Source organism: Streptomyces boncukensis (assembly GCF_011045075.1).
Taxonomy (GTDB): Bacteria; Actinomycetota; Actinomycetes; order Streptomycetales; family Streptomycetaceae; genus Streptomyces; species Streptomyces boncukensis.
Map to the genome: position 1 here is coordinate 1 of NZ_JAAKZZ010000684.1, position 3253 is coordinate 3253.

Below are 3253 nucleotides of genomic sequence, written 5' to 3' on the forward strand. Positions count from 1 at the left end.
GCATGCCAGAGGGCTCCCACGCGGGGCACGGGGTTTTCGCCGGGCTCCCGGTGCCCGTACGGTCCCGCGCCGTGCCCGCCTGGGAGGGGATTGCGCGGCGCTGTGAGGGGTACGGGTGAGGTGTGCGGCGACGGCCGCCCGTCACCCGGTTCCGCAGCGGATTTAGCCCCGGACAGGCAGGGGCGGTAGTGTACGCCTCCGGCTCACCGGATGGACCGTTACTGCACACCATAGAGATGCGAACTGTGGGTGACATCTCCTGTCAGTTGTGACAAACCGGTCACCGGGGGGTACCGCATATTCAACGAAGCGGCGGGAGCGACGGGCGACGCATGTCCCGATACGGGAATCTTCACCGCCGGCCGGACGTTGACCGGAAGACGACGACAGCGACACCTGTCCTGTGGGCGACAAGCCCGGGAGGCACGAATTCATGAGTGAGCGAGCTCTTCGCGGCACGCGACTCGTGGTGACCAGCTACGAGACCGACCGCGGCATCGACCTGGCCCCGCGCCAGGCCGTGGAGTACGCATGCCAGAACGGCCATCGCTTTGAGATGCCGTTCTCGGTAGAGGCCGAGATCCCGACCGAGTGGGAGTGCAAGGTGTGCGGCGCACAGGCACTTCTGGTGGACGGCGAGGGTCCGGAAGAGAAGAAGGGAAAGCCGGCGCGCACGCACTGGGACATGCTGATGGAGCGCCGCACTCGCGAGGAGCTCGAAGAGGTCCTCGAAGAGCGGCTGGCCGTGCTCCGTTCCGGCACCATGAACATCGCGGTGCACCCCCGCGACGACAGCGACGGGGGCAAGCGCAAGTCGGCCTGACACCAGTCGGCACCCAGCGAGAGGGCCTGAGACCACACCGCGTGGTCTGAGGCCCTCTCGCTGTTCCGGCACCGGCCGCCGTTCGCACGGCGCCGCGGGCCGGGTCAGCCGCGGACCGGGTCAGCCGCGGACCGGGTCGGCCCTGGGGCGGGTCAGCCCTGGGACGGCGGCTCGTCGTCGCGGACGACCTCGCCCGGGACGACCTTGCCGTCGGGGCGGTGGATACGGATCTGCTCCTCGGCGCTGCGCGCCTGCTGGTACGCCTCGCCGAGGCTGCCGGGCCCGTGGTGCCGGACCGCGGAGCGCTCGGCGGTCCGCTGCGCGGCGCGGCGCAGCAGGGACGCGGTGGGCGGGAAGAGGCAGAGCAGCGCGACCGCGTCCGAGACGAGCCCGGGGATCATCAGCAGCAGTCCGCCGAGCATCGCCGTCCCGTTGCCGCCCTTGCCGCCGTCGACGGGGTCCAGGTCGGGCGCGGCGCCCGCACGGGCCTGGTCCTGGGCGCGCTGGACGGTCTCGGCCAGGTTCTGCCAGGCGCGGCGCCCGGCCCGCTTGATGGCGGCGGCCCCGAGCACGAAGCCCGCGACGAGGATCAGCAGCACGGTGAACCCGCCCGCCGCGCCCGCCACCACGGTGAGCAGCCAGATCTCCAGCACCGCCCAGGCGGCGACGGCCAGCGGCAGCAGCGTGCGGGCCCTGGAGCGGCGGGGCCGCTCCCCCGGGCCGCCGGCCGGCCCGCCGGCTGGGCCACCGGAACGGCCGCCGGAGCCGGGGCCGCTGCCGCCCTCGCTCGGCGGCTCGTACGGGAAGGGTGAGCGCGTCGTCATGGTTCAAGTGTGCCGGTTCAGGTCCGCTTCCGGCCGAGGGCCTTCTTCACCCGGTCCTCGACGCCCCAGGCGGCGATCCGCCACAGGGCCTCGGCCATGATGTCCCGGCTCATCTTGGAGTCCCCGATCTCGCGTTCGACGAAGGTGATGGGGACCTCGACGACGTGGTACCCGGCGTGCGCGGTCCGGCGGGTGAGGTCGACCTGGAAGCAGTAGCCCTGGGAGGCGATGGTGTCCAGGCCGATGCCCTCCAGCGTCTCCTTGCGGAAGGCGCGGAAGCCCGCGGTGACGTCGCGTACGTCCACGTCGAGGAGGAGCCGGGAGTAGGTGGAGGCGCCCCGGGAGAGGAACTCCCGGGACTTCGGCCAGTTGACGATGCGGCCGCCGGGCACCCAGCGGGAGCCGATGACCAGGTCGGCGCCGCCGAGCGCGGTGAGCAGCCGGGGCAGCTCCTCCGGCGGGTGGGAGCCGTCGGCGTCCATCTCGATCAGCACGCCGTAGCCGTGGTCGATGCCCCAGCGGAAGCCCGCGAGATAGGCGGCGCCCAGGCCCTCCTTGCCCTTCCGGTGCAGCACGTAGACGTGCTCGTCCTCGGCCGCCAGCTCATCGGCGACCTTGCCGGTGCCGTCCGGGCTGTTGTCGTCGGCGACGAGGACGTGCGCCTCGGGAACGGCCGCACGCACGCGCGAGACGATCGGCTTGATGTTGTCGGCCTCGTTGAAGGTCGGGATGATGACCAGGGCCGTGCCGAGCGGCCCGTAACGCCGCTGTCCGCCGTCCGTCACTGGTGCTGTTCCTCCTGTCGCGCTTCCTGCTGGGTGGTGCTGCTGGTGCGCGGCCCTCCGGCGGTGCCGGGCCGGCCGCTCTCGCGGTTCCTGCGGGCGGGGATCCAGGCTCCCGCGCAGGACAGCGCGCCCACGATAGCGAGCGTCCACTCCGGTGCGGCACCCGCACGGTCCGCGACCGTGCGGCCGTCCCGGAGCGGGAGGCTGCCGGTGGTCACGCCCTGGGTGAACTCCCGGGTGCGCTGTCGGCGGCGCGCAGCTTGGACATCACGAGCTGCTGCTCGGGCCGGGCCGGACCGACCTGGAGCACCCCGGTGCGGCCGCCGGGGCGGAAGTCCCGGGGGGCCCGCTGCCCAGACGATGCCCTGGTTCTCGACATAGCCCTCCTTGGCGGGGTGGTCGACGAGGGCCCCGACGAGCACGGGCACGCCGATCTCCCCGACCGCCCGGTCGATGGCGCGGCGCGCCCGTGGCCGCTCGTACGGGTCCGGATCGGAGGCGTTCTCCGGCCAGATGACGAGGTCGGGACGCTTCTCCTTGCCCTGTCTGACGCGCTCGGCGAGGTCGGGGGTTGCCTTGCCACGGTGATGCGTCGCGTCGTCGGCCTCGGCCGGGACGGACACGGCGGCCCCCGTCGCGGCGAAGGTGGCCAGGGGGGCGCCGCCGAGCGCGGCAAGCGGGGTGTAGGGCGAGCCCGTGTTGGCGAAGGCGAAGCCCAGCCAGGCGCCCTGGCGCCCCGTACGACCCCGGGTGAGCAGGCTGAGGGCGGCCACGGCGAGGAGCGAGAGCGGCCACAGGCCGTAGGGTGGGAACGCCAGGGC

The 3253-nt window shown here is 73.1% G+C and carries 3 protein-coding genes and 1 pseudogene; 1 reads left to right on the plus strand and 3 read right to left on the minus strand.

Translation table 11 applies throughout. The features are described 5' to 3' along the window. The first annotated feature begins 433 nt into the window (after positions 1-433). Positions 434-823 (plus strand): RNA polymerase-binding protein RbpA, encoded by a 390-nt coding sequence (locus G5C65_RS34195; protein WP_165302951.1) that lies wholly within the window; start codon positions 434-436, stop codon positions 821-823. Between the two features lie 152 nt (positions 824-975). Here the strand turns inward: G5C65_RS34195 and fxsA are convergent, their stop codons facing one another. The 3 genes and pseudogenes from fxsA to G5C65_RS34210 form a co-directional block, all read right to left on the minus strand. Next, a complete protein-coding gene (fxsA, locus tag G5C65_RS34200; protein WP_165302952.1) occupies positions 976-1647 on the minus strand; it encodes an FxsA family membrane protein in 672 nt (223 codons plus the stop codon). A 17-nt stretch (positions 1648-1664) separates the two neighbouring features. Next, a complete protein-coding gene (locus G5C65_RS34205; RefSeq protein WP_165302953.1) occupies positions 1665-2432 on the minus strand; it encodes a glycosyltransferase in 768 nt (255 codons plus the stop codon). Continuing rightward, positions 2429-3253, minus strand: a pseudogene (locus G5C65_RS34210) (hypothetical protein); the annotation flags it as partial. The gene G5C65_RS34205 and the pseudogene G5C65_RS34210, both read right to left, overlap by 4 nt.

Excerpts from the sequence above, each read along its gene's own strand:
- G5C65_RS34195 (WP_165302951.1), top strand. The coding sequence starts at position 434 with ATGAGTGAGCGAGCTCTTCGCGGCACGCGACTCGTGGTGACCAGCTAC.
- fxsA (WP_165302952.1), bottom strand. The coding sequence starts at position 1,647 with ATGACGACGCGCTCACCCTTCCCGTACGAGCCGCCGAGCGAGGGCGGC.